This window comes from Peribacillus sp. TH16, from assembly GCF_016651095.1.
In the GTDB taxonomy this organism is placed as follows: Bacteria; Bacillota; Bacilli; order Bacillales; family DSM-1321; genus Peribacillus; species Peribacillus butanolivorans.
In genome coordinates this window covers 1,491,374-1,517,426 of record NZ_JAEKEM010000002.1, presented here as the reverse complement: position 1 = coordinate 1,517,426, position 26,053 = coordinate 1,491,374, and the positions used below count along the sequence as shown (strand labels likewise).

24 protein-coding genes and 3 pseudogenes are annotated in these 26,053 nt (G+C 37.1%); 21 read left to right on the top strand and 6 right to left on the bottom strand.

The window, feature by feature from the left end; all coding sequences use genetic code 11:
• The first annotated feature begins 473 nt into the window (after window positions 1–473).
• Window positions 474–821 carry a leucine-rich repeat domain-containing protein gene (locus JFV29_RS30240; RefSeq protein ID WP_242486109.1) on the top strand — a complete coding sequence of 116 codons (348 nt, stop codon included), beginning with the start codon at window positions 474–476 and terminating at the stop codon, window positions 819–821.
• Complete coding sequence (locus JFV29_RS07320; RefSeq protein WP_342366541.1) at window positions 800–1,324, top strand: leucine-rich repeat domain-containing protein; 525 nt, start codon at window positions 800–802, stop codon at window positions 1,322–1,324. Before JFV29_RS30240 ends, JFV29_RS07320 begins: the two co-directional genes overlap by 22 nt.
• A gap of 136 nt (window positions 1,325–1,460) precedes the next feature.
• Here JFV29_RS07320 and JFV29_RS07315 read toward each other — a convergent pair.
• Window positions 1,461–2,809 (bottom strand): IS3 family transposase gene (locus JFV29_RS07315; RefSeq protein WP_201182105.1). Its coding sequence is split into 2 segments (ribosomal slippage): window positions 1,461–2,365 and window positions 2,365–2,809, totalling 1,350 coding nucleotides; the frame shifts between segments, so codons are not numbered across the junction.
• Window positions 2,810–2,976: 167 nt separating this feature from the next.
• Here JFV29_RS07315 and JFV29_RS07310 point away from each other — a divergent pair.
• The 13 genes and pseudogenes from JFV29_RS07310 to JFV29_RS07250 all read left to right on the top strand — a co-directional run bounded on the left by JFV29_RS07310 (window position 2,977) and on the right by JFV29_RS07250 (window position 13,986).
• Window positions 2,977–3,453, top strand: a complete 477-nt coding sequence (locus tag JFV29_RS07310; protein ID WP_201182103.1) for a GNAT family N-acetyltransferase — start codon at window positions 2,977–2,979, stop codon at window positions 3,451–3,453.
• A gap of 273 nt (window positions 3,454–3,726) precedes the next feature.
• Window positions 3,727–4,485 (top strand): class I SAM-dependent methyltransferase, encoded by a 759-nt coding sequence (locus JFV29_RS07305; RefSeq protein WP_201182101.1) that lies wholly within the window; start codon window positions 3,727–3,729, stop codon window positions 4,483–4,485.
• A 672-nt stretch (window positions 4,486–5,157) separates the two neighbouring features.
• Entirely contained in the window at window positions 5,158–6,123 is a 966-nt protein-coding gene (locus JFV29_RS07300; protein ID WP_201182099.1) for an alpha/beta hydrolase, read from the top strand.
• A gap of 372 nt (window positions 6,124–6,495) precedes the next feature.
• Window positions 6,496–7,077 carry a hypothetical protein gene (locus JFV29_RS07295; protein WP_201182096.1) on the top strand — a complete coding sequence of 194 codons (582 nt, stop codon included), beginning with the start codon at window positions 6,496–6,498 and terminating at the stop codon, window positions 7,075–7,077.
• Window positions 7,078–7,241: 164 nt separating this feature from the next.
• On the top strand, window positions 7,242–8,033 hold the full coding sequence (locus JFV29_RS07290) for a phosphotransferase (RefSeq protein WP_201182093.1): 792 nt from the start codon (window positions 7,242–7,244) through the stop codon (window positions 8,031–8,033).
• A gap of 222 nt (window positions 8,034–8,255) precedes the next feature.
• Window positions 8,256–8,813, top strand: a complete 558-nt coding sequence (locus JFV29_RS07285) for a cysteine hydrolase family protein (protein WP_201182092.1) — start codon at window positions 8,256–8,258, stop codon at window positions 8,811–8,813.
• A 138-nt stretch (window positions 8,814–8,951) separates the two neighbouring features.
• Window positions 8,952–9,257, top strand: coding sequence for an NIPSNAP family protein (locus JFV29_RS07280; RefSeq protein ID WP_201182090.1), 306 nt, complete (start codon window positions 8,952–8,954; stop codon window positions 9,255–9,257).
• 199 nt (window positions 9,258–9,456) lie between these two features.
• The gene (locus JFV29_RS07275; protein ID WP_201182088.1) at window positions 9,457–10,149 is read left to right on the top strand and encodes an aspartate/glutamate racemase family protein; all 693 of its coding nucleotides are present in this window, start codon (window positions 9,457–9,459) and stop codon (window positions 10,147–10,149) included.
• Between the two features lie 243 nt (window positions 10,150–10,392).
• Window positions 10,393–10,671, top strand: coding sequence for an ArsR/SmtB family transcription factor (locus JFV29_RS07270; protein WP_201183430.1), 279 nt, complete (start codon window positions 10,393–10,395; stop codon window positions 10,669–10,671).
• Window positions 10,672–10,769: 98 nt separating this feature from the next.
• Window positions 10,770–11,153 (top strand): VOC family protein, encoded by a 384-nt coding sequence (locus JFV29_RS07265; RefSeq protein ID WP_201182086.1) that lies wholly within the window; start codon window positions 10,770–10,772, stop codon window positions 11,151–11,153.
• 480 nt (window positions 11,154–11,633) lie between these two features.
• A pseudogene (locus JFV29_RS07260) lies at window positions 11,634–12,203 on the top strand (dihydrofolate reductase family protein).
• Window positions 12,204–12,435: 232 nt separating this feature from the next.
• A complete protein-coding gene (locus JFV29_RS07255; RefSeq protein WP_201182084.1) occupies window positions 12,436–13,071 on the top strand; it encodes a DUF3885 domain-containing protein in 636 nt (211 codons plus the stop codon).
• A gap of 498 nt (window positions 13,072–13,569) precedes the next feature.
• Complete coding sequence (locus JFV29_RS07250) at window positions 13,570–13,986, top strand: NUDIX domain-containing protein (RefSeq protein ID WP_201182082.1); 417 nt, start codon at window positions 13,570–13,572, stop codon at window positions 13,984–13,986.
• A gap of 199 nt (window positions 13,987–14,185) precedes the next feature.
• Here the strand turns inward: JFV29_RS07250 and JFV29_RS07245 are convergent.
• A pseudogene (locus JFV29_RS07245) lies at window positions 14,186–14,302 on the bottom strand (YjcZ family sporulation protein); the annotation flags it as partial.
• A gap of 919 nt (window positions 14,303–15,221) precedes the next feature.
• Between JFV29_RS07245 and JFV29_RS07240 the strand changes: the two are divergent.
• The 3 genes and pseudogenes from JFV29_RS07240 to JFV29_RS07230 all read left to right on the top strand — a co-directional run bounded on the left by JFV29_RS07240 (window position 15,222) and on the right by JFV29_RS07230 (window position 17,150).
• Complete coding sequence (locus JFV29_RS07240; RefSeq protein ID WP_201182080.1) at window positions 15,222–15,584, top strand: hypothetical protein; 363 nt, start codon at window positions 15,222–15,224, stop codon at window positions 15,582–15,584.
• Window positions 15,585–15,758: 174 nt separating this feature from the next.
• A pseudogene (locus JFV29_RS07235) lies at window positions 15,759–15,911 on the top strand (DUF4279 domain-containing protein); the annotation flags it as partial.
• A gap of 306 nt (window positions 15,912–16,217) precedes the next feature.
• Complete coding sequence (locus JFV29_RS07230; RefSeq protein ID WP_201182078.1) at window positions 16,218–17,150, top strand: catalase family peroxidase; 933 nt, start codon at window positions 16,218–16,220, stop codon at window positions 17,148–17,150.
• A gap of 58 nt (window positions 17,151–17,208) precedes the next feature.
• Here the strand turns inward: JFV29_RS07230 and JFV29_RS07225 are convergent, their stop codons facing one another.
• Complete coding sequence (locus JFV29_RS07225; protein ID WP_201182076.1) at window positions 17,209–18,879, bottom strand: ABC1 kinase family protein; 1,671 nt, start codon at window positions 18,877–18,879, stop codon at window positions 17,209–17,211.
• A gap of 15 nt (window positions 18,880–18,894) precedes the next feature.
• Window positions 18,895–19,197: a phasin family protein gene (locus JFV29_RS07220; protein ID WP_201182073.1), complete on the bottom strand. Its 303-nt coding sequence runs from the start codon at window positions 19,195–19,197 to the stop codon at window positions 18,895–18,897.
• A gap of 257 nt (window positions 19,198–19,454) precedes the next feature.
• Here JFV29_RS07220 and JFV29_RS07215 point away from each other — a divergent pair, with 257 nt between their 5' ends.
• Window positions 19,455–20,204, top strand: a complete 750-nt coding sequence (locus JFV29_RS07215) for a glucose 1-dehydrogenase (protein ID WP_201182071.1) — start codon at window positions 19,455–19,457, stop codon at window positions 20,202–20,204.
• 298 nt (window positions 20,205–20,502) lie between these two features.
• Here JFV29_RS07215 and JFV29_RS07210 read toward each other — a convergent pair whose 3' ends face one another.
• Entirely contained in the window at window positions 20,503–21,294 is a 792-nt protein-coding gene (locus JFV29_RS07210) for a TIGR00266 family protein (RefSeq protein WP_053344859.1), read from the bottom strand.
• A 188-nt stretch (window positions 21,295–21,482) separates the two neighbouring features.
• Here JFV29_RS07210 and glpK point away from each other — a divergent pair, with 188 nt between their 5' ends.
• Together glpK and JFV29_RS07200 are read left to right on the top strand one after the other, a co-directional pair.
• Window positions 21,483–22,973, top strand: coding sequence for a glycerol kinase GlpK (glpK, locus tag JFV29_RS07205; protein ID WP_201182069.1), 1,491 nt, complete (start codon window positions 21,483–21,485; stop codon window positions 22,971–22,973).
• A gap of 86 nt (window positions 22,974–23,059) precedes the next feature.
• Window positions 23,060–23,509, top strand: a complete 450-nt coding sequence (locus JFV29_RS07200) for a CBS domain-containing protein (protein ID WP_207196278.1) — start codon at window positions 23,060–23,062, stop codon at window positions 23,507–23,509.
• An 86-nt stretch (window positions 23,510–23,595) separates the two neighbouring features.
• Here JFV29_RS07200 and JFV29_RS07195 read toward each other — a convergent pair whose 3' ends face one another.
• On the bottom strand, window positions 23,596–25,710 hold the full coding sequence (locus JFV29_RS07195) for a peptidoglycan D,D-transpeptidase FtsI family protein (RefSeq protein ID WP_201182066.1): 2,115 nt from the start codon (window positions 25,708–25,710) through the stop codon (window positions 23,596–23,598).
• Window positions 25,711–26,053 lie beyond the last annotated feature (343 nt).

The following is a 26,053-nucleotide window of genomic DNA, read 5'->3' as shown; positions in this document are numbered from 1 at the left end:
TACTTTAAGGATATAAATGTTGATATAAAAGGGGTGTTCCATTAACGTTCGTTTATGGTACTGATGCATTTAAACTCAATCCAGGGTAAATATTAGTACCAAAAGGTGTTCCAAAATCAAAGTATCAGTTACACCCTTTATGAAACTATCTTAACGTACGTAAATCACCTATTTTCCACTTTGAAAATTTCTTAGCGTACAAAATTTCCGAAATGTTGGCGGTACCCCTAATAGGGGGTAGCATCAGGAAAATGCGTATTTACAACGATAAGCATTCTGATACAAGTCATATGGACATTATGAACTCTACTTTGTAGGTTTAAGGCAACTTTCTCTTATTGAACTATCGGGGCAGGTTAGCTCAAGAAGGACAAGATAAAGAAGAATAACTTTTGCTTAACAGAAAATGAAAAATAGAATACATTTATTCGTATGGTAAATTTCTTGATGAATAATTAATAGGAGGAGATTAATTGGAAATTAGCTTTCCCCATGCTAAATTAAATTCTTTGCCGAATATAAACTTATCTCTGAATGAAATTACGGAAATCAACCTTTTCGATAATAATTTTAGAGGGATTCCAGAAGAAATATATATAATGAACAATTTAAAAGTGTTAAATATTTCTGCTAATGAGCTTGAAAAAATCTCTGCTAATATAAAAAATTTGAAAGAACTTAGAATGATGGACTTAGGACATAATCAGATTGAAATAATTCCATCAGATATAGAATACCTTGTGAATTTGGAGGATTATTTATACCTTCACAATAATAAACTCCAAACAGTCCCCCCGAAATTAAAAGCCTTAAAAAATTAAAATATTTAAATCTAAGCGATAATAAATTGAGTGAATTACCAAGAGAAATTGGTGAATTAACCAACCTGATAGAGTTACGCTTAATGAATAACAAACTTAATAAGATACCTAAGAGCTTTAGCATGTTAAACAATATTAGAGAGCTGCATTTTAAAAATAATCAACTCACTACTCTCCCAGAAATATTTGAAAATTTGACGTTATTACGGGTTTTGGATTTGGAAGAAAATCAATTAAAACAAGTCCCGAATTCACTCAATCAATGTGAAAAGTTAAGACGATTGAATTTGAGAAATAATCAATTGACAACGTTACCCTATGGAATCGGAAAGCTAGTAAATTTATTAGAATTAGATTTAAGGGGTAATCAATTGATTGAATTGCCGGATTCTTTAATGGGAATTGAGGGATTAGAACGTTTAGATTTAAGATGGAATCCTAACTTGAAAATACCGAAATGGTTAGAAAAAGTAGAAGAAAAAGGTTGTATAGTTTATTTATAAGCTAGCTTTCAATAACATATTCAACTCATTGATAATAAATTATGAGGAGTCGGATTGTGGTTGTTACTAACGGGTGCTTTACTTCAATAAGGGAGTTGCTTTGAAGTGAACCCAAAAAGTTAGACACTTTATTTAATTAGGCAGCCTTGAGGGCATGAACCCGGAATTCTACCGGGCTCATGCCTTTTAATTTTACCTTGATTCGTTGATGATTGTAGTAATGGATATATTCTTCTAATTCTTGTTTGAAATGCTCCATGCTTTCAAATTCTTGAAGATAAAGTAACTCTGATTTTAATAGGCCAAAGAAGTTTTCTATGACCGCATTATCGAGACAATTTCCTTTACGGGACATGCTTTGTGTAATGTTATGTCTTTTCAAATCATGCGAATATTGTTTCATCTGGTAATGCCAGCCCTGATCTGAATGAAGAATGGGTGAATCTTTCGATTCCAAGCGGTCAAAGGCTTTCTCCAGCATTTTGGAAACGAGGGGATAAACAGGCCGAGATTCGACATTATAGGCGATGATTTCTCCATTAAACAGATCAAGAATGGCCGATAAGTATAGTTTCTCCCCAGCTAGATGGAATTCTGTGACGTCTGTCACCCATTTTTCATTTGAGTTTGTTGCCTTGAAATCACGTGCTAGAATGTTGGGTGCAATCTTGCCGATTTTCCCTTTGTACGAACGGTATTTCTTCATGCGAACTAAAGACTTCAATCCTAGTTCATTCATCAATCGGAGAACTGTTTTATGATTGATGCGAGCACCTCTGTTACGTAATTCTAGGGTGATACGCCGATACCCATAGCGCCCTTTATGCGTATGGAAAATCTCTTCGATAAGGGATTTCATTTCTGTGTATTTATCCTCACGCCCGAAGGCGTTTACCCAATAATAGTATGTACTCCGTGCCATGTTAGAAATGGATAGAAGCAGATTTAAATCAAATTGTTTCCTTAGTTCATGGACTACTTTCGCTTTGTCTTTCTTTGTAGGGCTTCCTTTTCTTGAACTAAGGCATTCAACTTTTTTAGATAGGCATTCTCTGCACGTAAGTATTCTAATTCGGCAAGAAGTGCTTCTTGAGAGCCTTTAGCTGGTGATGTTTTTTTGGTTTCTTTTTTCATGGATAGACGCCCCTTTTTCTTTGGTTTAAGGGCGTCTATACCTCCTTCCTTCAACTGATTTGACCATTTCAAAAGTGTAGAATCGGAAGGAAGATTATAGTGTACAGCGGTCTCGCTGATCGATGCCCCATATTCGTTCATATAATTAAGTACCTCTAGTTTAAAGGGCAGAGTGTAATTTGTATAGGATGAAGCAATTCCTTCCATCCCATGTTCTAGATAGCGAGCGACCCATCTCTTCAGAGGGGATAAACCTACATTTCTTTCTTGTGCGATGGATTTATAGGATTTTTTCCCTTCCAAGTACTCTAAAACTGCATGTAATTTTTCGTCTATCGTATATTTAGTCAAAAAAACTGCACCTCCAATTGTTAGATGTTGTCTAACAATTGGGGTGCAGTTCACTTTGGCAGCTCTTTTTCTTATGGGGCTAAAAGGGCAGGTTAGCTGAAGAAGGTATTAACTGTTTCGATATATAATAATGTATTTAAGTATCTAAATGATAAGGAGAGTTTTACATGGAATTTTTACCGATTGAAGTAGAAAAGCATCGTAAATATGTCATTCCTTTTCGCAGAGATTCCTTTATTGTTAGTTTTGGAACAGATAAAGACTTCGGAACCGAGGAGGATTACCTTACCTGGCTCGAAAATCAAATTGCAAAATATTCCGAAGGTTTTGTAATAGTAGTAGAAAACGGCATACCAATTGGTCAACTGGAGCTTACAATACGGCAGTACGAAGGGAAGGAGATTGGTTATGTAAATCTATATTACCTAATTCCTGAAAAACGTGGGGCTAGTTTAGGTAGGAATTTACATGAGTATGCTTTAAAGTTTTTTCAAAACAAGGGAGTAACTGAGTATCATCTTCGTGTTTCACCAAATAATCTTCAAGCAGTATCGTTTTATCATAAAAATGGATTAAATGTGCTGAAATCCGAATTAGATGGAAAAGTAGTTAGAATGAAAGGGATAGTAGCATTATTAAGTTAACGTGTTTTTACTTAACCCAAGAGCTGATGAACAGCTCCTTTTCTTATTATTGAACTATCGGGGCAGGTTAGTTGAATAAGATATTTATGGACTTAAAACAAATTGAAATAACTGTATTAAGTTTAAAGAAAGTATATAATGTAACAATATTGTATAGAAAGTGAGTGATTTAATATGATAGTCAGCTCTTTACCTACATCTAATAAACTTGAGGTGCGGAAGTTTTAAAACTTCAATTAAAATTCTTCCGCATATAATATCGGAGGAAATGAAATGTTTAGTTATTATGGTGCATTAAGTACGGAAGTGTATGATTTTACCAAACCAGTGGGGTATTCAATCGACGGTGATATTGAATATTATCTTGAAAGATTAAAAGGGACTAAAGGGAAGGTACTTGAAGCTGCTGTCGGATCAGGCCGATTCTTAATTCCCTTACTTGAAAATGGATTTATTGTTGATGGCATTGACTATTCAACTGAAATGTTAGATTCTTGTCGAAAACGATGCAGAGAAAGAGACTTAAATCCGAAGCTATATGAAGGTAACTTATGTAGTTTTTCTTTGGAATCAAAATATGAAGCTGTCGTTATACCTACAGGCTCCTTTTGCTTGATTGAAAATTTAATGGATGCAAAAGATGCTCTGAAATGCTTTTATAATCATCTAATGCCAGGAGGACGTGTAATAGTTGATTTGGAATTACCAAGCAATTGGCGTACAGGAGAAATTACTACTGCAACCTTTCCTCTTTCTAACGAAGAAGGCATTTCATTAGAAAGCAAGTCAATTGAAATCAACTGGGTTGACCAATATACTTTATCTTATTTAAAATACGAGAAATGGAGAAAAGGTAAGCTGGTAGACACAGAATTACAGAAGTTTGCAATGAGATGGTACGGAATCGAAGAATTCAAACTTATATTAGAAAGCGTTGGTTTTTCTGATATTACTTGTTCTGCTGATTATACTTACAAAAAGCAACCATCAAAAGATAGCCAACTCATTACATTTGAAGCTGTACGAAAATAATATAATCGCACATTTATGAAACTGGATGTTTGCAAAAGAACTGAGCGTTATTTTTCGCTCAGTTCTTTTATTTATATAAAAAACATTTTTAACTAAACCTCGCTAATAGTTTGTGAATAATTATACTTAAACTAACGGGTGCGTTAGCTGAAGATCGGAGCTGTCTTTAAGGCAGCTTTTTCTTTATTCGAAGAAGGATTTCCACTTGCTCACGAACAAATATTAGAAAAAGCATTTAAAGGTGATACTGAAGAATTAATATAAGGATCTTACATATAGTAAAATGTGGCATTGCATAAAGTGCAACGTTTATAAGATATCCCTAAGAAAATATTTATGATGTTGAATTGAACCATCAGGTGATACTGGAAATTTAGAGGACATTAAAAGTTAACATCAAATTCCTAGAGAAAACAAATTAATGCTATTGTATATCTCCTAAAGGGCGTGATGACCATATCGAGCATACCACTCGGTTACCTTATTTCTGTGCTTTTTGTCGCTTGGTGCACGTATTTCGTAGTGGCACCGCCCAACTTTTCTCGAATTTTTAATTCTTTAGGTTCTTACTGTGGCGTAATAAATGAGCTACCATTCTTTGCACTTTTCTGGTTGACTGGTTCAACTTCGTTAGCCTTTATTGAAGGCGACGTTCATTCTCCGGTTGGGTGGATGGCTTTTGGAATAACAATTTTGGCAGTGGGAGCACTCTTAGTGATTATCCATCGGGGATTACAAACTTCTCCTGTAGTCAGTCAAGCCATGGATGATAGTCTGGAGAAAAAGTGGCGTACTACTATTAATCCTAAGATTGAGCGCCGATTACACAAGAAATTTAGTTCCACAGCTTTACTCGGTCCATTCTTTAAAAGACGATACGATATAGAGAGGATTGCAAACATCAACTACGGTAATGCAGGTATGAGAAATCAACTAGATGTTTATCGCCATCGTTCTCATCCGACGGACTGCCCCACGTTGGTGCATTTGCACGGTGGAGGATTTGTAGGCGGTAAAAAGAACAGCCAATCTCTCCCTCTTATTTACCAGCTCGCGAGCAAGGGGTGGGTGTGCATCAGTGCGAACTACCGCTTAAGTCCTGACGTAAAATTTCCCGACCACTTGATTGACATTAAGAAAGTGATTGCTTGGGTACGCGAGCACGGGTCCGAGTACGGAGCTGACCCTACGACGATATTTTTAGCTGGTAATTCGGCTGGGGCTCATTTGACTGCTATGGCTGCACTAACTCCAAATTCCCCTACATTCCAGCCGGGTTTTGAGTGTGTGGACACGTCGGTAATTGCCGCCATTTGTCTATACGGCTATTACGGTTATATCGATACAAAACCTGGATTATTCTCATCTCCTATGGCTTACAGTGGAAAAGAAGCACCGCCATTCTTCGTGGCGCATGGTGATCAGGACAGGTTAGTGCCCGTGGAAAATGCCCGACGCTTCGCGGAGCACCTGCGTGATTCCTCATCTAATCCGGTTGTTTATGTCGAACTTCCTGGTGCTGAGCACAATTTTGATTTGTATCACTCCATACGTAACGAAGCAGTCGTGCATGGCATTGAAGCCTTTACCGCTTGGGTTCGGGCCGATAACAAACATAATTCAAATAAAATCTTTTAGGAGTCTGATCACCTATTAGAGACAAGACCAGACTAATAGTGGTTGTTGCAGGGAAGGCCTAAGTGTTTTCACAACTTAGGAGAATTGTAAAATTAGAGCTGAATACTAATCTTCAGAGGCCATGAATTAGCTGTTATTATCAGACAGTTTTTTTGATATTTTCCCTTTTATGTCGTAGTTTGGTCAACTCTATAAGAAAGCCACTAATTTGGTGGCTTTTTGTTGCAAAAAAACAGGATGGTAAAGTTAAAAATTACAAAAAAAGTATGATGATGTAAGAATAAAAGGGGGAATTATTTTGTTGGGGAATAAAGTTAAAAAATCAAATGAGAATTTAATCATTGAATGTGGTGTGAGGTTGGAGGTGATTACTTGAGGAAATGGTTTCTTTTTATTAGCCTATTTTTTGTTTTATTCTTTTTATCAGCTTGTTCATCAAATCCTTCTCTGGAACTAGTAGATGCGAATGTTGATATTGTTAAAGATAAAAGTTTAGTTGGTTCAATTGGGATAACTGAAGGAGAAAGAAAGGGGGATGAGCTGATACCGACAGCTTTATTTTATGAATTTACCATTAAAAATACAGGTAATAAAACAGTAGGTAGTATTGGAGAAGCTGATAAAGGAATTGAACTTAAGATTGAGCCCAAAGACAAATTAAAATCGGTGTCAGAAGATGTAATAGGCTTCAATATTTATAATCCTGAAGATTATAACGAGAGTGGTGTAGGGTTCGGTCAATCTTTTCTATCAGTTCTTAAGTCTGACGAAAAGGGTAAGTATACTTTTAACTACGATTTAGGTGTAAGCGAAGAAAATTCCCAGGTTCCACTACTTGTACCTTCAAAAGAAAAATTAGATGAACTTAAAGAGTGTGCATTTAATGCTTTTTTAGTTGTAACAATAGGAAATCAAGAAATAGCAAGATTTGACTTGAATAAACTTAAAAACTAACTTTCATTTTAAATTTATTTGTTGAACTAACAGGTGCGTTAGCTGAAGATCGGGAGCTGTCTTTAAGGCAGCTTTTTCTTTATGCAACTAAAGGGGCAGGTTAATTGAATAAACAGGAATTGTTTTACGGGTTATAGAAAGTCATATCAGGGAGGAATATATAGATGTCAAACCATGAAAACGAAGAAATGCTAACAGGAGGGAATGTTTCTAATGTTTATCGTTCGGGAAATACTGTGCGACGAGAATTAAAGACAGATAGTCCCAAAATTCATAAGCTATTAAAGCATTTGGAGAACAAAGGTTTCAGTTATGCACCAAAGTTGTTAGGTATTGATGAAAAAGGAAGAGAGATATTATCATATATTGAAGGAGAAGCTGGTAATTATCCTTTAAAAGAATACATGTGGTCTGAGGATGTATTAATAGAAATAGCGAAAATGCTCCGTCTTTATCATGATTCTGTCAGTGATTTTTCATTTGATGATAGCTGGCAATCGATAGATAACACCCCCCAACAATTTGAGGTACTATGCCATAATGATTTTGCAATATACAACATTATTTTTAATCATAAAAGACCAATAGGTATTATTGATTTTGATGTTGCTGGACCTGGTCCAAGACTTTGGGACATAGCTTATACTCTTTATAATTGCGTCCCCTTAAGTAGATTTTATCTTTCTGAAACAGGTGAGAAAGTTTATTATAATTTATTACAGCATGCTAACCGTATAAAACAAAGAGTTAGAATGTTTTTTGAATCTTACGGTGAGGGAATAGAAGAAGATTATTTGGAAATGGTATTGCTACGATTAGAAGGGTTATGTAAAACAATTACAAGAAAAGCCAGTGAAGGTGACATTGCTTTTCAAAAGATGATAGATGAAGGGCATCTTGAACATTATCAAAACGATATTAAATTCATTCGAGAGCATGGAAAAGAGTGGATTTAAGGGCAGGCTTTTGTTGAACTAACGGGTGCGTTAGCTGAAGATCGGAGCTGTCTTAAGGCAGCTTTTTCTTTATGCAACTAACAGGGCAGGATAGTTCAAGAAGGTATTAGTAAATCTTTTGACGAAAATATAAAGAGCTTAGTAAGAAGTGCTTAAATACTATCTGATATTTAATAAAAAACAGGAAAAAACTAACTGCTAATAACTTTAGGGGGAAAAATATTGAAACAAACATTACTGATAATCGATGCTCAACAGGAATTAATAGAAGGTAATAAAGAAGAACAAGGAGTCTTTGAGAAAGAAAAAATCGTTAATAACATTAATACTGTAATTGAAAAAGCGATAAATGAAAGTATCTCCGTTGTTTTTATAAGAGATTTAGATGTTTCAAATGGAGAAGGACCTGGATTCCAGATACACAGGGATATTAGAGTACCATCAACTGCTATTATATTTGATAAAGCTGCCACAAATTCGTTTTATGGCACTCCATTACACGAACATTTAAGTAAAAACAATGTAGACCATATTGTAATAATGGGATGTAAGACGGAACATTGTATTGATACAGCTGTCAGAACAGCAACAATCAATCATTTTGATGTAACATTAGTTGGTGATGGACATTCTACTTCTGATTCCAAAAACTTATCTGCAAAACAAATAATCCTTCATCACAATGAAACCCTTCACGGTCACTATAATGTAGACAATTTTTCACTTGTTAGAAATACTAATGAAGAATTGTTTAAACCTGTTCACAATAATTACCGATAATAATCATCTTCAACTAAAGGGTGCTTTACTTCATTATCAGGAGCTGATCAGCAGCTCCTTTTCTTATGCAACTATAGGGGCAGGTTAGTCGAATTATATGTTATGATGGAAAAAATGGCTTTTTTTAGGGGGGGTAAAATGGTTACATGCTATTTGAAATATGTTATTGACCCATATAAATTAAATGAGTTCGAGGAATACGGTAAGATGTGGATTCGATTAGTTAATAAATTTGGCGGTACACATCAGGGTTATTTTCTTCCACATGAGGGTGCTAATAATATTGCTTATGCATTATTCACTTTCCCAAGTTTAGCAGCATATGAAGAGTACCGAGTAAAAATGGCATTGGATGCAGAATGTCAAGAAGCATATAATTTTGCAGAAGAGACTAAATGTATTTTAAGTTATGAGAGAAGCTTTATGCGTCCTATATTCGAATGAACATACATTAAAGTTGAAAAATAATCTATACATACCTTGTTAAGCTAACAGGTGCTTTACTTCAATAAGGGAGGTTGCTGCGGCAACCTTTTTCTTACGGAACTAACGGGGCAGGTTTAATTAATAAGAAAGATATTTTACTATGTCTATTAAATTTATATAAAATTTTTAGTATATTTCAAATGGAAGGGGAATATTTATGAAAACTATTGGTCTTATTGGTGGAATGAGTTGGGAGTCATCGTTAGAATATTATCGTATTATTAACGAAGAAGTGAAAACCAAATTGGGAGGATTGCATTCAGCCAAGTGCATTTTATATAGCGTAGATTTTGAAGAGATCGAACGCTATCAAGCTGAAGGCGATTGGGAAAGTTCTGGTAAACTATTAGGGGATGTTGCTCAGTCTTTGGAAAAGGCTGGTGCAGAAATTATTGTAATTTGTACAAATACGATGCATAAAGTGATTAGATATATTGAAGAAAAAGTTAGCATACCTATTTTACACATTGCTGATTCAACAGCAAATCAAATTCAAAAGTCCGAAATAAGTACGGTTGGTTTACTTGGTACTAAATATACGATGGAGCAAGACTTTTATAAAACACGAATAGAGTTTAATGGTATTAAGGTTTTGATACCAAATGATGAGGATAGAAAAGTTATAAATAAAGTAATTTATGAAGAGTTATGTTTAGGGAAAATTCAACAATCATCAAGGGATTATTACAAAAAGGCTATCAAGAGTTTAGTTGATGATGGAGCTGAAGGAATAATATTAGGTTGCACAGAAATTGGATTATTAGTAAAACCTGAGGATTCAGAAGTGCCATTATTTGATACAACAGAAATACATGCTATTGAATCTGTTAATATGGCATTAGAAAAATAATTTGATTAGACACTGTACTTCAATTCTAGGTAAATCTCTTTTTCCTTATTCATCTAACAGGTGCTTTACTTCAATACCAGGAGCTGAAAAGCAGCTCCTTTTCTTATGGAACAAACGGGTCAGGTTAGTTGAAGAAGAAAAGTGCTAATAATTTCTTTTTCTATAATGGTTCAAACTACTATCATGCAACCATACAGTTGCTTATATTTGACAAGCAACCGTAGAGTTGCTTATACTCGATATATGAATTGGGACAAAGACGCTATATTCAAAGCACTTGGAGACTCGACTCGACGGCTAATATTAGACGAACTTTCTGAACGTAACGAGCAGACGTTGTATGAACTTACGGTACGTCTTATTACGAAGCACGACCTTTCCATTACGCGACAGGCGATAGCTAAACATCTTTCTGTACTGGAAGATGCAGGGCTCGTAAAATCAAAAAGAGAGGGAAAATATCGAGTAGTTATATTTAACAACGAACCACTTAAAAATTTGCTAAAAGGATGGATAGAGTAAGTTATTTTAAAAACTTCTGACGAATGTAGGGGTTTTTCTGCTTGGAGCCATTATTTGCAGAGCACTAACGTGGTAAATATCAAAGGAGGCAAAACTTTATGAAAATCATTGTTACCAGTATATTCGTACAAGACCAAGGCAGGGCACTGGAATTTTATTCAGAAAAGCTGGGATTTGTAAAAAAGCATGACGTTCCCATGGGAAAATTCAGGTGGATTACGCTTGTTTCTCCCGATGATCATGACGGTACCGAGCTTTTACTCGAACCGGATGAGCATCCTGCCGCAAAGGAGTATCAAAAGAAGATATTTGCCGAAGGCATCCCAGCAACAATGTTTGGCGTTGCAGATATTCATAAAGAGTACAAACGATTATTGGAAAACGGCGTGAAGTTTACTATGGAGCCGACAAAAATGGGCGAAGTCACAATAGCTGTCTTCGACGATACATGCGGCAACCTTATTCAGATATTGCAGAAGTAACTTTATGTAGTAGATGTAACCTAGTTCTAAACGGCTTTATTGTTATGTTTTAAGTTGGGTGAAGTGTTTTTAACAATAATTAAACAACTTTATGTTAACCCTGTCCTAATTTTAGGACGGGGTTACACATGTTTAAGGTTTAAAGATAAATGACATTGTTGTAATTCTCCAATAGATATGTAATATTGTGAATAAGTTCAATTAAACTAACGAAGAGCGATTCTTTAATAAGGATCGCTTTTCTTATTGAACAAACGGGGCAGGATAGTTCAAGAGTGCATATTGATTTGTTCAACAATTGGTCCATATTCTTGAATAACTAATTGTGGAAATAATGGCAATTTGAGATGATTGTTATTAAGTTAAGGCAGTTTAATAACATCAGTAACTTTATTCAGAAATAAATGCTGTAAATAATGAAAATATAAAAAAACTTGGCGGGAGAAACAATATCTAAATGATTAAAGGGAGGAAGAAATTATGTCCAATAACGTAAGACCAAGAAGAATAATTTTAGATTTAGCAATTACTTTAGATGGTTTTATTGAAGGGGAAAATGGGGAAGTTGATTGGTGCATCATGGACTCTGAGATGGGGTTTATTAATTTCTTAAATCAAATTGATACTATTTTATATGGAAGAAAAAGCTACGATTTATGGGGACAATTTACTCCAGAAATTGAAGATATTGATACTGAAAAATAAATTTGGTAATTAGTTCATAGTAAGGAAAAATATGTGTTTTCCAGAACGCAAAAAGGGACTGATAATAAAGCAATATTCATAAATGATAATATTCTTAAAGAAGTAAATAAATTAAAGAATAAGCCTGGTAAAGACATCTGGTTATATGGTGGAGCAAGTCTTATTACAACTTTTATCAATTTAGGGCTTGTTGATGAATTTAGATTATCTGTTCACCCTGTTATTTTGGGAGAAGGAAAACCGTTGTTTATTGATATAAAACAGAGGTTGAATTTAAAAATGGTTAATACAAGAACGTTCTCCTCTGGCGTTGTGCAACTAATCTATCATTTGAATGGGAATTAATAATATTGCTCATTCCAAAGATAAAATACAATATAGGTAATACTCGATAGTAATTGTCACTTATTCAACAAACGGGCGCGATTCTTGAATAAGGTTCGCTTTTCTTATAGAACTAACAGGTGCTTTATTTCAATAAGGAAGGTTGCTGAGGCAGCCTTTTTCTTATGGCACTAACGGGGCAGGGTAGTTCATTAAGGAATGGTATAATGAAGGAAATTAACGAGGTGCAAAAATGCTTTTAAACGACTTTGTGAATGAGAATTTCCCAAACTTAGAACTTAGACCACCCTTGTTTTATAGTTGGAAAATCGGTATCCGTTTTGAGTTAGGTGTGGACTATGATAGTGAATATGCTTATGAAAATAGCCCATATCTACAACGAGTATATAAAAGGGCTATCACTTTATTTAAGTTCTTGCATTCTCATAACGATGATATTTATATCGTAGTTGACGTAAACGATTATGCAGATGGTTTTAAACATAAATCAAAAACTTTTTCGCGTTATATTAAAGAGAAATCGGTCCTATATGGGTTAAACCAAAAAACAATTCGTTATATTTTTCCTGACGATGATGAAGAAGGAAAATATAAAACTCATAGATTTACTTTAAAATGTAAAACTTCTGACTTCAAATACATTCCAATGTTAAAAGCAATCTGCAATCAGGATATGGGTATAAGACCAAGTATTTATAATAGCGTCTATTTTATAAACATCAACAGGAAAACTATATTTCACGTTTATGATGACAGGGGTTGTGATTTATTGGCAACCACGTCTGAAACAATAAGAGAGGTTTATGACAAATACAACGATTGGATATTAGATTACGACAGAAATGAAATAGACGAGATATTCAAATAAAGGATGTCTTCTTGTTGAACTAACGGGTGCTTTAGCTGAAAATCGGTGCTATTGGTAATTATATATGCTTACGATGCTGTTTAAGGAGTGAGATAAAATATTAAATTTACCAAACTTTTCAGAAGTGAAGATATTAAAACTATCTGTACATGCATTGTTACTAGGTGTTTTATTAACTTTAGTTAGTTTAATTGTTAATGATGTTATTTCAATTGTTTTTCATGAAAGAATTACATTGAATTTATTTTTTATTAATTTAATTATGTTTTTTTGGGTTTTGTGGGCAATGCAAAATACAAAATATCAAAAATAATGAACTTGAGTTTAGTTAAATAAAGTGTTTTTTATTCAGCTAACGGGTGCTTTAGCTTAGGATCGGAGCTGTCTTTAAAAGGCAGCTTTTTCTTTATGCAACTATCGGGGCAGGTTTGTTCAATAAAGCAGTGTATTGAAGCAAAGTGTTAAAATATATATTAGAAAATTAAGAGGTGGTATGGTGTGAAGAGAGTAGATGTTGTATATGCGTTAATTTATGACGAAATAACAGAAAAAGTATTAATGGTTAATAATCAGCATTCAACTTGGTCACTACCGGGTGGGGCAGTTGAAATAGGAGAAACCTTAGAACAAGCTGTTATTCGGGAAACAAGAGAAGAAACAGGTTTAGTAATTGAAGTAGGAAGTATTATTGCGGTTAATGAGGTATTTTTTTCAAAGCAGGGACATCACGGTTTAATGATTACATTTGGAACAAAAGTTATTGACGGAGAAATTACAATTGAAGACAAGAATGAAATTGCTGAGATTAAATGGGTGGACATAAATACTGCTAATAACTTAATGCCATACCATAGAGAAGGAGTAGAAAGATTACTAAAATCCTCGTCACCTTACACTTTTCAGGGTGAATGTTAATAAACAAATTTATAACATAGAATCTTAATCAACTAACAGTTGCGTTAGCTGAAGATCAGAGCTGTCTTTAAGGCAGCTTTTCTTTATGCAACTATCAGGGCAGATTAATTGAAGAAACCAACCAATAAAGGTCGGCTTTTTTCATACTATTTTAGCAGCAACCTCCGTAACCGCCCCCGTAACCATAGCCACCGCCGCCGTATCCACCAACAAAGCTAGCTCCAACAATGATTAAAAGTATAAACAAAACGACTATAAAGGCGAAACCTCCACCAAATCCAAAACCGTCGTCACACCTTGATTCACAACCTGACATACAGACATCTCCTTATTTGTTTTTAAGGAGGAAATTAATTAAATGGGTTATATCAACTTATGCTCTAATAAGGAAAATGACACAAGTTTATTGGATAAAATGTTGGGGGTACCTCTTATTGAATGTAAGCCGCACGGCATATAAACTGTGAGTCACTTTTTCTTGAAAGACAAAACTTAGGTTTTTTTTTATCGAAGTGGTTTTATTGCAAATGTGCTTAGCTATTGCTTGTGCTATGGTGGTAACGTCAATAAAGGTAATTGGTATCCTAACTTTTTACGGAGTAATGATATACCTATTAATTAGACGGGAAAACAAGAAGAATACCCTTTTATAGGGTCTTTTTTAGTTCTTTTCTTTATGGGCTATAGGACAAGATAGAAGGACCATATATAGGACGTAAATAAAATACCCTTTTCCGTACCTCCTAATACTCGCACCTTCATATGACCCACCCTAGGGCCTGCACAACTGCACTACGCGTAACGGCATACGGCATACAGCAAGACTACTTATCATAGGAGGTATGGACAAGGGTTAAGATATGATATGGTCACATACTCCAATCAGTGCACCTATCTCCACAAAGATATTGACCATCACATACCATCGCACTCAATCCACGTACAATGTAGGAGACGACTTTACGTATAATGAGAAAAAATGAAAAAATTCAATGAAATCAAGGGTTTAAATGTACGATAATATCTAAAATCATACTTTCAATAATATCCTCAAAAACGCCCTTGTTCCACTAACATGGCAGGAGAGAAGTTGATCCGGCATTATCAAAGCTGTTTCAGCGTGGTTTTATTGCCGTTGCGGAGTTTATTTCTGGATCTAGTTAAATACCCAAGAATTCACACGAAGCCTAACATATTATTTATTATTGTGTTTATAAAATAGAGGAGGAATTATGTTGTACACAGAATTACAATACCAATGGAATCAACCTCAACAAATAGAAAATGATGAAAGAATTATATTTGGAGGATTTGGCCCCGGCATGGGAATGGGAATGGGAATGGGCCCTGGAATGGGAATGGGCCCTGGAATGGGGATGGGCCCTGGAATGGGAATGGGCCTTGGAATGGGAATGGGCCCTGGAATGGGAATGGGCCCTGGAATGGGATTCGGCCCTGGAATGGGAATGGGCCCTGGAATGGGAATGGGCCCTGGAATGGGATTCGGCCCTGGAATGGGATTCGGCCCTGGAACGGGATTTGGCCCTGGAATGGGATTCGGCCCCGGCATGGGATTTGGTCCTGGAATGGGATTTTGAGGATTTGGTTACCCGGCATGGGTATGGGTATTGAGAAAGTCAGTTAACATTAAATTAACGAATTATATCTAGATGATGTTGTCCAAAAGAAAACTTTTGGGTAGCGTTTATGCTTTAATTTTTTTATCTAGCTTATTAAGCTAACGAGTGGCGTTGGTTCAAGAAGAAGACCAACTCAAAGAGAAATATGGTTTAGCGTTTCTTTTTATGATTGTAATTCGAGTGGAAAATAACGAAAAACCCGCAATGTATTTACAGAAAAACATTATAGATTTTGCTAGTTTAATTCAAGCAGAAATCCATTTTGATTTATATATATTTAGTTAAAAGTGAGCATTTATGATTTTTCAGCAAGAGCGTATTAATGATTGGGAAGTTTCTTTAGGGCAATTTAAAGGTGAGGGACCTTATTATCAATGATATTGAGAAACTTCTATAACTGTAAATTGAAAATAATATTTAACGCTTGGATTTTATTCCAGGCGTTTTATTGTTCATTAAATCGCTGTGTAGTGAAAGAAGGATTTAAGCGGAATGTCCTATAGCCAGTTTAAATAGTATAAGCAAATAGAATAATGGGTAGAGGTAATACAAATGAACAATTATTTGTATTACAAAAGATGGGGTGTCGTTATGGAGGAAAATAAAAAACTGAAATCCGAGCTAGGCAGTAGGGCGGTAGATGTTATTGAAAATGTAGCAGGAACATTTCCTGGGTATCGGCGCGCGCATGCAAAGGGGAATGGCTATGAGGGGGTTTTTACCCCTAACGGAAAAGCGGCTCCAATAACGGTGGCAGCGCACCTTCAGAATGAAGCAGTGCCGGTAACTATTCGTTTTTCAAACAGCTCCCCAATCCCCAGTCATCCTGATGCTCTTTCACCTGTAAAGGGAATGGCTGTCAAGTTTCAATTGCCGGACGGAGAGGTGACAGATCTTATCACTGTGACCATTCCGCTATTTTTTGCGAAAACACCGGAAGCGTTTGTTGATATTGTCGACTTTTTCAAATCTGCAAAAGATGGTTTTCCAAACCTAAAAGAGCTTGCAACAATATTTATAAAATACCCAGAATGCAAAGCGAGTCTTCAAATGCTAAAAGAAATGCGGTCACCTGCCAGTTTTTCAACGTGTCAGTACTATTCTATTCATGCATTCTATTTCATTAACGCGGATGGAAGACGTCAGGCCATCAAGTATCAGTGGGAACCAGATGCCGGTCTGAGTATGCTGGCAAAAAAGGAAGTAGCCATGCTTTCGTCAGATTATTTGAATGGAGATATGGAAGAGAGGCTCCAACAAGGTCCAATAGGCTTTAAATTGAACATCCAATTAGGAGGAGAAAATGATCCAACTGATGATCCAACCGTAGTTTGGTCGGAAGATAAACAGGTAATCACGGTCGGGCATTTATCCATTACAAAAAAATTGGATTCTCTTGCAGATAATTTACTGTTTGATCCAACTAATATCACCGCTGGAATTGAGTGCTCGGAAGATCCGATCTTACATTTTCGCCATAGAGTATATGCCGTTTCATATGATCGTCGCACACATAACCAATGAATGAATTCATGAAAAAGAGAAAATCCTTACTAATGGGATTTTCTCTTTTTTCGTGAGTCTACATTTTCCCTGATCTAAAAATAGTATAGAGCATTAGTAAGAACATCAGGGTTGCAACGACAAACCCGATTTCAATAACTGGTATTTTCCAAAGAAGAAGAGTTTCCCCTCCTATTGCTGAGCCGATAATGAGGCCGACCATGATTATGCTAAAGGCGAGCAAGATAATACTGAAAGACAACCGGTTCGAGATTTGATCAAGTTTATGTAAAAATACCTGAAGCTCGGGGATATTGATATCTAATCGCAATTTTCCTTTTTTAATAATACCGGTTACTTCTCTAATATCCTTCGGAAGTTCGGCCATGGCTTCTGCAGTCTCGACAAATTGATTCCAAGTGTTCTTGGCGATGTTCTTTGGATTATAGCGTTCTTTTAACAACCTCTCTCCAAAAGGTTCAGCAGCCTTCATAATACTGAAATGAGGATCTAATTCCTCGATAATGGCTTCCATGGTAAGCAGAGCCTTACCTAGCATCGTGAATTCGGGAGGGATTTGGACATGGTGCTGATTAGCAACTGTAAACAGGTCATTGACCGCTCCGCCTAAGCTAATCTGACTCAATGGGATGTCATAATATTTAATTCGCAATTCATCAATATCATATCTTAACGCAATCATATCGGTTTCGTCTGTAAGAAGGCCCATATCGGAGAGTGTCTTAATCAGTCCATTGGTACTTCCCCGTTTTAGATTGATGACAAGTGATGCGAACTGAAATTTCATCTCATCCTCCAAACGCCCTACCATACCGAAATCCATGAGTGCGACGATATTCCCCGGCAATATGACGATATTGCCAGGATGAGGATCGCCGTGATAAAAACCATCAATTAAAATTTGTTGAAGCATGGAATTCGCTAATCTTTCCGCTATTTTTCGACGATCATAGCCTTCATCATCAAGCTGCTTATAATGATTGATCTTAATGCCTTGAATAAAGTCCATGGTTAAGACTCTTTTTGTTGAAAATTCCCAATGAATCCTTGGTATCTTAATCCCTTGATTATTCATGAATTGTTTGGCTATTTTTTCCCCGTTTCGCCCCTCGGAGTTATAATCGAGTTCTGCCCGCAGTGATTTAGCGAATTCATCAATCATTTTTCTGATTTGGTATCGTCTCCCCCAAGAAATGCGTGCTTCCATCAGTCTTGCTAAATCATCGAGAATTTCCAAATCCGTTTCCACTGTCGGCAGAATATCAGGCCGCTGAACTTTGATTGCTACCACTTCCTGTGATGGAAGCTGTGCAACATGAACCTGCCCAATCGAAGCAGTTGCAAGAGGGAGTTCATGAAATTCGAGAAAAAGGTTCTCTAAAGAATCACCCAATTCATCTTCAACAATCTTTCTTACCTTATCAAATGGAAAAGGTGTGACTTGGTCCTGCAATTTTTCAAGTTCACGGACAATTTCTTCCGGAACGAAATCACGCCTTGTACTTGCAATCTGACCAAGCTTTATGAATGTAGGACCCAAGCTTTGTAAAATCGTATGCAACCGCTCCCCAATTGAACGAAGGTTCAGGTTTTCATCGGGTTGTAGCTTCGAAGCGGATTTACTTTCAGATAATCCCAAACGGTATATGAAATAACCAAAGCCATTTTTCAAAAAGGCATTAATGATCTCCTGGTAACGTTGTGCGTGTTTCAGTCGCTTGCCAAACATTCAAGTTCCTCCAGATCACGGTTGTATGTTTTGGTTTTTTTGCTCTAAAATTACTATCCGACGTTCTAATTCCCGAACTTCTTCTTTGGTTGCCAGATTCAAACCATTAAGTGCTTGATTGACCTTAGCTTTGACGGACTCATCCAGTTGTTTTTGGGCTTGTTCACCTTTTTCAACCCATTGTTTCATAAGAACTTTAGAGTCTTCTTTACTGATATCCCCTTTTTTCACAAGAGAGTCAACTGCTTTTTCAATTTGTTCTTTTGTAGCGGCGGCAGCACCTAAGCCTAAGGAAAACACATTTTTTAATAAGTCCATTTTTACATTCCTCCAATATAAGATTTTTTACACTGTAAGAAAGATAATAGTGGGTGCTCTTCACCCTAGTTAAACCATGATGTTTCTATTATCATACATCATTAAGGACTACTACTAAAATATAATGGGTCTTATTGATTGTTGATTGTTGATAATATAGTAAAAGATATGACAAATATTTTAGCGATGTGTTTGAAGAGAAGCTGTTTGGATATTATGATAGGAAAAAAGTTTGTAGCGAAAGAGAGGGAAATATAATGAGTTTTACCAAAAAAACAGTGATTATAACAGGTGCTTCTAATGGAATAGGAAAAGGCGTCGCGAAAGAATACGCAGAAAATGGTGCTTCGGTCGTTCTGGCAGATTTGGACGAGCAGGAGGGTGTACGGTTTGTAGAGGAACTCAAAAAGAAAGGGTATGAAGCGTTATTCGTAAAAACGGATGTTCGGAAGGAGGCTGACATCCTTCATTTGATGGACGTTACTCGAAAAACATACGAGACAGTTGATATATTAATTAATAATGCAGGGAAAGCTTTATTCAAATCTCTATATGATCTGACGATTGAGGAATGGGACGATATGATGAATACGAATTTGCGAAGTGTTTTTCTTTGTTCCCGGGCGGCAGCAACATATATGCGAGATAATGAAATGGGAGGGGCAATCATCAATTTGGCATCAACAAGAGCAATTATGTCAGAGCCGGATTCGGAATCCTATGCCGCAACAAAAGGTGGAATCGTTGCTCTAACTCATGCACTCGCTGCTTCGTTCAGCAAAGAGAATATTACGGTTAATTCGATTTCACCGGGGTGGATTGAAACGGGGGATTATGAAGCGCTAAGTGATAAGGATCATAAACAGCATTTTTCCAATCGTGTTGGCAAACCAGAAGATATTGGAAGGGCCTGTCTCTATTTGACAGCATCAGAAAATGATTTCGTTACCGGTGTTAACCTTATTGTCGATGGCGGGATGACAAGAAAAATGATATACGAGGAATAACCCTATTTTCTTCGATAGAGATATTGCAGTTCAGTTCCGAGCTCCCGGTTGAGAAGCTGTTTCATTTCTTCAAGCTCTTTAGTGCCAACAAGGTAATCTGTGGCTGTCCATTGAATGGTATAAAAAAAATAGTAATCTCTTATTTTTCGGAAAATAACAGGAGAGTTCGGAAATTAATTGAAAATTGCTTTGATATTATAGCTTCTTATGTAGACCCACTTAACAAGTTACATCTAGCTATCCATCCTTTTCAAAGACTGACCTATGACTGTCAAAGTGGCAGCCATAGGTCCAGTTCTTATTTATCGTTGAATAAATTGAATAAACCTTTCGCTATACTGCCTTCGTCAGAAGATCCGCCATTTTGCGGCATAGCAGCAAATACACGGCTGGCAAGACGGCTGAACGGCAATGATTGTACCCAGACGGTCCCTGGTCCTTTTAGAGTTGCGAAAAATAAACCTTCGCCTCCAAATAAAGCCGTTTTTACGCCTTTTACGAACTCGATATTATAATCCACGCCGCTAGTCATAGCCACTAAACAGCCTGTATCAACACGTAAAACCTCACCTGCAGCCAATTCCTTTTTATGGATCGTGCCACCAGCATGAACGAAGGTCATTCCGTCGCCTTCAAGTTTTTGCATGATGAAGCCTTCACCGCCAAAAAAGCCTGTTCCTATTTTTCTTTGAAACTCAATTCCGACAGATACACCTTTGGCTGCTGCTAAGAAAGCATCCTTTTGACAAATGATTTTTCCGCCGAGCTCACTCAAATCCATGGGAATGATTTTACCTGGATACGGTGAAGCAAAGGAAACGCGTTTTTTATCATAACCTTCGTTTGTAAAAGCGGTCATGAAAAGACTTTCTCCGGTAAGAAGTCTTTTACCAGCACCAAAAAGCTTCCCCATCATTCCGCTATCACTGCTTGATGACCCATCACCAAAGATAGTTTCCATCTTGATTTGATCTTCCATCATCATCAAACTTCCTGCTTCGGCGATTACTGTTTCTTGAGGATCTAATTCCACTTCTACAAACTGCATATCATCACCATGTAATTTGAAGTCTATTTCATGATTGTTCATTTACTATTCCTCCAATCTTAACTATTTTTATTGTAAAAGATATTCTATAAATCTGCCAATATTTTTCAATCTATAGCTGGGACTTTTCTATATCTTTTATTTTCAGGGATATATCGAGTAAAATGAAAATATTAAAACAGCATGACACTGAAGATGAAATAGATCTTTTTGTGTAGGAGGAGACAACGATGGAGACGTATATATTATCATTGGACCAAGGAACAACAAGCTCTCGGGCCATTTTATTTAATAAAAAAGGTGAAGTTTTGCATATTGCCCAAAAGGAATTCACCCAATATTTCCCGAATCCTGGATGGGTAGAGCATAATGCCAATGAAATTTGGGGTTCTATTTTATCAGTCATCGCTTCCTGTCTATCGGAAATGAATGTAAAGCCGGAACAGATTGCGGGAATCGGTATAACGAATCAACGGGAAACGACGGTGGTTTGGGATAAGGAAACAGGACTGCCTATTTATCATGCAATCGTTTGGCAATCCCGACAGACCAACGAAATCTGCGAGCAATTGAAGAAGGATGGTCACAGTGATTTATTTTTACAGAAAACGGGTTTGTTGATTGATGCTTATTTTTCCGGGACAAAGGTGAAATGGATTCTCGATCATGTAGACGGTGCTCGGGAAAAGGCAGAAGCCGGGGACTTATTGTTTGGCACGATTGATACGTGGCTGATATGGAAGCTTTCAGGTGGCAAAGCCCATGTAACCGATTATTCGAATGCTTCGAGAACGCTGATGTATAACATTCATGATTTGAAGTGGGACGAAGAGATTCTCGAAATTTTACAGGTGCCTCATTCAATGCTGCCGGAAGTTCGGCCTTCTTCAGAGGTCTATGCGAAAACTATCACACATCATTTCTTTGGACATGAAATTCCGATTGCTGGAGCAGCAGGAGATCAGCAGGCCGCATTGTTCGGCCAAGAATGCTTTGAAAAAGGAATGGCTAAGAATACATACGGCACCGGGTGCTTTATGCTGATGAATACAGGAGAACAGGCAGTGAAATCTGAACATGGTCTGTTGACTACGATTGCATGGGGCCTTAACGGGAAAGTCGAGTATGCATTAGAAGGCAGTATTTTTGTCGCAGGTTCAGCAATACAGTGGCTTAGGGACGGATTGGAGATCTTGCAAGAATCGAAAGATAGTGAAATGTATGCAAAGCGGGTTACCTCAGCGGATGGGGTCTATGTAGTCCCTGCGTTTGTTGGACTTGGTACTCCTTATTGGGATAGTGATGTCCGAGGAGCGGTTTTCGGGTTAACAAGGGGGACTTCGAAGGAGCATTTCGTCCGGGCAACATTGGAAGCATTAGCCTACCAGACAAAAGATGTCCTTAGCGCCATGGAGGTCGATTCAGGGATTAACTTAAAGGCATTGAGGGTTGATGGCGGTGTTGTCAAAAACGACTTCTTGATGGGATTTCAAAGCGGACTCTTAAATGTACCTGTCGAAAGACCGGTCATTAGTGAGACAACAGCGTTAGGGGCAGCGTACTTAGCTGGACTCGCGGTCGGTTATTGGGGCAGTCAAGAGGAGATTTCTAAGCAATGGGCCGTCGATAAAACATTTGAGCCTGACATGGAAGAAGCGGTACGAAAGGATTTATATAATGGCTGGAAAAAGGCAGTTCAGGCCGCAAGGGTTTTTAAATAGAATAAATAAGGGTATTAATAGATAGAGATAAGATATAGAAAGTCAAACCTATGAAAAGGGGTGGTTTTGTGATAGTTCAAGATTTCATGATCAGAGAAGTATATGTGGCCCGTCCGGATTTTACATTAAAGGAAATTTTGCGAATTTTAATAGAAAATAAAGTTGGCGGGGTCCCGGTTGTTGATGAACAGGATAAGCTTTTAGGGATGGTAACAGATGGGGATATCTTACGTTATTTGGCACCTGCAGAGGATGCGATAATGGGATATTTTACGTACATTACGATTCTTCCAGGTGAAAAACTGGATGAAAAGGTCACATCTAAGATGAATGACAAAGTATCGCAGATCATTAAAAATAAGAAAATCACAAAGCTATCCCCAAAAGATCCGTTGGATGAATTAATAAAGGTCCTTTCTAAGCATCATTTCAAGAAAATACCCGTTGTAGACGAAAATAATAAGGTTATCGGCATTATCAGTAGAGGAGATGCACTGCGGGCTCTTTATAAGGAATTCGTTCAAAATTTAGAGTAATAGATTGATGCATATAGTAGAGGCCTGCTCTAAATGGAGCAGGCCTCTTTGTGTACTGTATCTCTAATTAATAAATAAGGAAAATATCACGGAGTATTCTCAATTTCCTTGTCTTTATCAGATTCACCTTTTAATCTTTTTTCCTTTAACTTAAAATAGGCGTCCATTACGTCTCGGCCGATTCGTTTGTTAATATCGTCAGAAGGTTTGCCTTGATATACCCATGGCACGACGACAGAGAATGCCACTTCTGGATTATTGTGAGGTGCATACCCTGCAAGTGTTAGATTGATAGTATCGACTGGTTTACTATATTGATTTCTTCGCGGTCCATCATAAAAGGCTTGAGCAGTACCCGTTTTGGCAGCCGCACGGTAGGATTTACCGCCGAAATATTTATATGCCGTCCCGCCTGGCTCCTGGGCAACCTGCCTGAAACCTTCCTGGACACGCTGAATCCAAACATCCTTACCGCCTAATTCGTTCAGCACTTTGGGGCTCATCGATTTAAAGACGCTGCCCAACTGATTGTGTTCTTCGGAAGGGTTCCGGATTTCCTTGACCATCCGCGGCTCCAGCCTTTTTCCGCCATTTGCAATCGTTGATGCGTATTGTGCCAACTGCATCGGTGTATATGTATCATACTGCCCGATCGATAAATCCAGGAGCAACCCATCTTTTGACATGTCAACGCCTTTAAACCCGACCGATTCATTCGGCAGATCGATGCCGGTACGGACACCCAATCCAAATTGGGCATAATGGTTGCGCATGATCGCATAAGCTTCCCGGTTGATTCCGAGCGGTCGATTGGGAATATAATGCCCGCCGGCAATTTTGATTGCTGTCATGAACATAAATACATTCGACGATTTTTTTAACGCGGTGACATCCGTTACATAACCCAAATCGCTATAAGACCCTTTTGGTTTAGCCCTTGCTAACTGTAGTTTTCGGTCAAAAAAAGCTGACCCCGGTGAAATGGCTCCCGTTTGAAAACCTGTGTAGACCGTAGCCCCTTTAACAGATGATCCCATCGTATAGGAGGTCGTAATGTTTCCAAGGGCAAAATCGTTCATTTCAATTAAACCGGTTTTACTATTACGTCCGTATTGTTTACCGGCCATCGTAAGTACTTCGCCTGTGTTCGGGTCCATTAAAACAACGAAGGCACGGTCTAATAGGTAGGTATTTCCTCTAGCTTTCGTTCGGCGTAATTCTCTTTCAATGATATCTTCAACCGTTTGCTGCAGCTCCATATCAATTGACAGTACTAAGTCTTTTCCACTTTGACCTTCCGTGAGAGTTTCCGTTTTGATGACTTCCCCTTTACTCAGGACATTTTCAACCCGAGTTTTTTGACCGCGCAGGACATCTTCATATTGTTTTTCGATATAACTTTTTCCAACACGGTCATTCCTGGTATAGTCACGGGCTAGATAATAATCAATATTTTCACTTGGAAGACCTTCTTCAGAAGAAGAAACTTTGCCTAGTACCGAACGTAAAGTTTCGTCATACTTGTAGGTTCTTTCCCAATCGGTTGTCACATCCACGCCGGGCAATTCATCCAAATGTTCACTTACCCGGGCAAATTCATTTGTGGAAACCCCTTTATTCTTAACAATGGATGGGGTAAGGGCATAACCGCTATTGAATTCACGGAAGATGGCTATAACTTCCAATTCATCCTTGGTAAATTCCTTGAGATTATCTTCAGTGACTCGCTCTAATTGAAGTTTGTATAGATCTTTTTGTTCTAATTTCTTTTCGACTACTTTCTTCCTTTCGGCCTTGGTAATCAATGCTTCCGCTTTTTCTGGATTTTTTAAAATCCAAAAATCTTTTATATCTGGGTCTCTAACTTTTTTCGTATCCATTTTTATCAATGTAGCAAGAATCTCAGCTGTCTTCACCATATCAGCTGTTTTTGTATTCGGGTATTTCGTGTAAGTAATAGCATTGAGAGGATCATTATCAACAACTGGATTCAAGTTGCGGTCATACATCTTGCCACGGGGAACGGGGGTATTAGCCACATCATTTTCCGTTCGATCAACTTCACGGAGATAATCATCTCCATACACAATTTGGACGATCCCAAGTCTTATTATTAAGCTTGAAAATAAAATGAATATTAAAAAGAACATAAAGTTCAGGCGGAAAGGAATTGGGGTTTTTTTCTTTTTTTCTTTAGCCATTTTAATCATTCCTTTCTAGTAAAAGTAAAATAAAAGAAAATTCCTATCTCTAATGATATATAAAATTAACTATTTTTTCTATGCTTTATCCGTAAAATTATCTATATTACCAAAATATTGTTAAATATATTAAAAATTCCTTGTATTCTAACAATTAGAAACGTTTAAATATATTAAATGATCTATTAATAATAGGTATAAAGGGTAGTAGAAAGGCTGTCGGGCGAACAGCCTAAAAAATCTGCAGGATGCAGATTTAAACCATTTATGCGGTGAAGAGAAAGATTGGAAAAAGACGTATGCTCTATAGAAAAAGTATGGTTTTTCATGTAATACGGAAGTT